The 4205-nt window shown below is 51.9% G+C and carries 2 protein-coding genes; one reads left to right on the top strand and one right to left on the bottom strand.

What is annotated here, in order from left to right; translation table 11 throughout:
- Positions 1-244 (bottom strand): NifB/NifX family molybdenum-iron cluster-binding protein (locus B2Z72_RS03550; RefSeq protein ID WP_297004182.1); only part of this gene is annotated, 244 nt, incomplete at its 3' end.
- A gap of 258 nt (positions 245-502) precedes the next feature.
- On the opposite strand from B2Z72_RS03550, the gene dnaE reads away from it, so the two are divergent.
- Positions 503-3997, top strand: a complete 3495-nt coding sequence (dnaE, locus tag B2Z72_RS03545) for a DNA polymerase III subunit alpha (RefSeq protein ID WP_296981198.1) — start codon at positions 503-505, stop codon at positions 3995-3997.
- Positions 3998-4205 lie beyond the last annotated feature (208 nt).

Here is a 4205-nt window from a genome sequence, read left to right as displayed (position 1 = left end):
GCCGGGTAACACCTTCTCCTGCCGAGCCACAGATAGCGACATCGACGCTGTGAAGAGGGTGGCGCTCACCGTTACCCCGCACATGCCATTCATGCAGGCTGCCAGGCTTCGTCAGGCGGATGCTCCACACCAGTTCCGGTTCTGCGCCGTTAACGGCATAGACATCCCAGTTAACGGTGCGCCCGGCATGGCCGGATACCGTTCCGTTCTTCAATACTGCAACCGCGATCAGTGGCGTTGTCATACTGTACCCTCCGTTATATCCATACACTTTTTCAGGTTACTGAGTGTATCGTGGCTTTTTGTGCAAATCTTGATCAGTGTCAGGCTGATCTTCAGCTATGAGTCGTCCGGATGCGGCACAGCGCCGCAGCTGTGCAGAAAAGAAGGCTCCGACAGGCTGGCGGTACGCAGACCGTTATCGCCGGGAAGTCGGTGAATGCGGTTCTGAGTTCAGCGCCGATCAGTTACAATCGCTCTTTTGGTTCAGGATTGCGGGTTTATGACGCAGGGGTTTGTCCATCTCAGGGTTCATTCTGAGTACTCGCTGTATGACAGCACCATCCGGGTAAAGAAACTGATCGGCAAAGCATCGGATCTCGGCATGCCAGCTCTGGCATTGACCGATCAGATGAATATGTACGCTCTGGTCAAGTTCTATAAAGGGTGCCTGGGGGCTGGGATTAAACCGATTCTCGGTGCTGACCTGTGGCTGGAAAACCCGGAAGACATGACTCAGCCGTTCCGCGTGACCGCACTGTGTCAGAATTCTGATGGCTATCTCGGTCTGCGCGAACTGATTTCCCGTGGCTATGCGGAAAACCAGCACTACGATCTGGCCATACTTAAAAAAGAATGGCTGTTCGAGAAAAACGATGGCCTTATTCTGCTGTCCGGTGGCCGTGATGGTGATATTGGTCAGCGTTTAATTAAAGGCAAGGTTGAGGCTGCTGAGCAGCTGGCGCAGGAATATCAGCAGCATTTTGGTGACCGCTTTTATTTTGAGGTACAGCGTACCGGTCGCCCCGGCGATGAAACTCTGGTCAAGGCTGGTCTGGCCATGGCGCATTCTTTTGGTATTCCGCTGGTCGCTACCAACGATGTACGCTTTATCAAAGCCGATGATTTTGAGGCCCACGAAACCCGGGTATCCATCGGTCAGGGCTATGCGCTGGATGATAAACGCCGTCCGCGTAAATATTCCGATCAGCAGTACTTCCGCTCAGCGGAAGAAATGACGGAGCTGTTCCGTGACATTCCCTCGGCAATCGAAAATACCGTCGAAATTGCCAAACGCTGTTCAGTTGAAGTACTTCTGGGTACTTACTTTCTGCCGGATTATCCGATTCCGGATGGCATGGATGAAGATGATTTTTTCCGCAAAATTTCCGAAGTGGGCCTGGAAGAACGTCTGGACGTTATTCTGGCGGGTATTCCCAAAGATTCCCCTGAATATGCGGAAAAACGTAAACCTTACGACGAACGCTTAAAATTTGAGCTGGATATTATTATCCAGATGGGGTTCCCCGGTTACTTCCTGATCGTGATGGACTTCATTCAGTGGGCCAAGGATCACGATATTCCGGTTGGTCCGGGGCGGGGGTCCGGTGCCGGCTCGCTGGTGGCTTATGCACAGAAAATTACGGACCTTGATCCGCTGGAATACGATCTGCTGTTCGAACGATTCCTGAACCCGGAACGGGTATCCATGCCCGACTTTGATATCGACTTCTGTATGGAAGATCGGGAAAAAGTAATCGCTTACGTAGCGGATAACTATGGTCGTGAAGCGGTATCGCAGATTGTAACTTTCGGTACCATGGCGGCTAAGGCGGTGGTGCGGGACGTGGCCCGGGCTCAGGGTAAATCGTTTGGTCTGGCGGATAAATTATCCAAGTTAATTCCCGGTGACCCGGGCATGACGCTGGAAAAAGCGCTGGAAAGTGAAGCGCTGTTAAAAGAATTTCTCGACGAAGATGAAGAAGCCCAGGAAATCTGGGAAATGGCGCTTAAGCTCGAAGGTATTGCCCGTCAGACCGGTAAGCACGCCGGTGGTGTGGTGATTGCGCCAACCAAATTAACCGATTTTTCAGCCACCGCCTGTGAAGCGGATGGTACCGGTCTGGTTACTCAGTTCGATAAAAACGACGTAGAAGAAGCCGGCCTGGTGAAGTTCGACTTCCTCGGTCTGCGTACGCTGACCATTATTGACTGGGCACTGGAAACGATTAATAAAAAGCAGGAAAAACTGGGCCTGCCAGCAATTGACATTGCCCATATTCCGCTGGATGACCAGCCGTCCTATGACCTGTTAAAGGCAGCGAAAACCACCGCCGTATTCCAGCTTGAATCCCGGGGTATGAAAGATCTTATCCGCCGTCTGCAGCCGGATAACATCGAAGATATGATCGCACTGGTGGCGCTGTTCCGTCCGGGACCGCTGGAATCCGGCATGGTGGACGACTTTATTAACCGGAAGCACGGTCGCGCTCAGGTGGCGTACCCGCATCCGGATTTCCAGCATGAAAACCTGAAAGAAATTCTCGAACCGACGTACGGCGTTATCGTTTATCAGGAACAGGTAATGCAGATCGCCCAGGCGCTGTCGGGCTATACCCTCGGTGGTGCGGATATGCTGCGCCGGGCAATGGGTAAGAAGAAACCGGAAGAAATGGCCAAACAGCGGGATACGTTCCGTGAAGGGGCTATATCGCAGGGTGTTGATCCTGAGCTGGCGATGAAAATCTTCGACCTGGTGGAAAAATTCGCCGGTTACGGTTTTAACAAATCCCACTCTGCTGCATACGCCGTGGTGTCCTATCAGACGCTGTGGCTGAAACAGCATTATCCGGCGCCATTTATGGCTGCGGTTCTGACCTCCGATATGCAGAACACGGATAAAGTCGTGACCTTTATCGAAGAATGTCGCGAGATGGAACTGGAGATCATCCTGCCGGATGTTAACCAGAGTCACTATGGTTTTACGGTGAATGATGACGGTGCAATCGTTTACGGTCTTGGCGCGGTTAAAGGCGTGGGTGAAGGACCGATTGATGCCATTGAAGCTGGCCGCAAGGATGGCCCTTACCGTGATCTGTTTGATTTCTGTCAGCGCGTAGACGGCAAAAAAATTAATAAACGTGTGCTTGAAGCACTGGTACGTTGTGGCGCCTTTGACCGGCTGGAGCGCTCTGCACCGCGGGCCGTATTAATGGCCAGCATTGAAGATGCGATGAAAAGTGCTGGTCAGTCTGCGGCGAATGAAGCTGCAGGTATGATGGACCTGTTTGGTGAAGTACAGGCAGAAGAGGCTGAAACATCGGACCCGTACGAACGTTTCCGGGGCCTGCGTGAGTGGTCACTGAAAGAGCGTTTACAGGGAGAAAAAGACACGCTGGGGCTGTTTGTTACCGGCCATCCATTCGATGAATACGAAGCAGAAGTGCGCAAATTAGTGCCGACTAAACTGTCGCAGCTGCAGGAAGCGAAAGCACCACAGAAACTTGCCGGACTGGTGGTGGATATGCGCGTTATGAAGAATAAGCGTGGCGACAATATGTGTTTCGCGACACTGGATGACCGTACCGGCCGGGTCGAAGTGGCGCTCTTTTCGGATGTCTATGAACAGGTGCGGGAAGTCGTCGAAAAAGATCGCGTGCTGGTGGTTGAAGCTCAGATCTCTCACGACGATTATTCCGGTGGACTGAAAGCAACCGGACGCAGTGCCATGGAAATCAGTCAGGCACGACTGACGTTTGCCAAAGCGATCCGTATCAAAGTAGACGGCGAACAGCCGGAAGATCAGTTCTGTAATGGTCTGAAACAGGTGCTGGATCTGATGCAGGATGGCTGCCCGATTGTGCTGGATTTCTGTAACAGCGTTGCCCGCTGCGATATCAGACTTGGTGATGGCTGGCGGGTGAACCCGTCTGACGACCTGCTGCAGGAATTACGCTACGCCTACGGTGATGAATCTGTGGAACTGGTTTTTCACTGAGGTGGTATTGGCTGAAAAGAGTTGCGTGCTGTTGTTGCGCTGCTCTTTTCAGAATTTTTAACGTCTTTTTCGCTTTGATCCTTTCCATTTTCTTTGTCTTTTCCTTTTTCTTTTCCCTTCCACTTGAAGGAAGAGCAGGCTTATTGTGTTCCACGTATTTTTCCTGATTCTGTCCGCGATTACTTTCTGACTTCTGACTTCTGACTTC

The organism is Thalassolituus sp. UBA6592 (assembly GCF_002433655.1).
In the GTDB taxonomy this organism is placed as follows: Bacteria; Pseudomonadota; Gammaproteobacteria; order Pseudomonadales; family Oceanobacteraceae; genus Venatoribacter.
Note: the sequence above shows the minus strand (reverse complement) of the source record. Positions and strands in the feature narration are given on the sequence as shown.

Coding starts and splice junctions, on each gene's coding strand:
- dnaE (WP_296981198.1), top strand. CDS start 503: ATGACGCAGGGGTTTGTCCATCTCAGGGTTCATTCTGAGTACTCGCTG.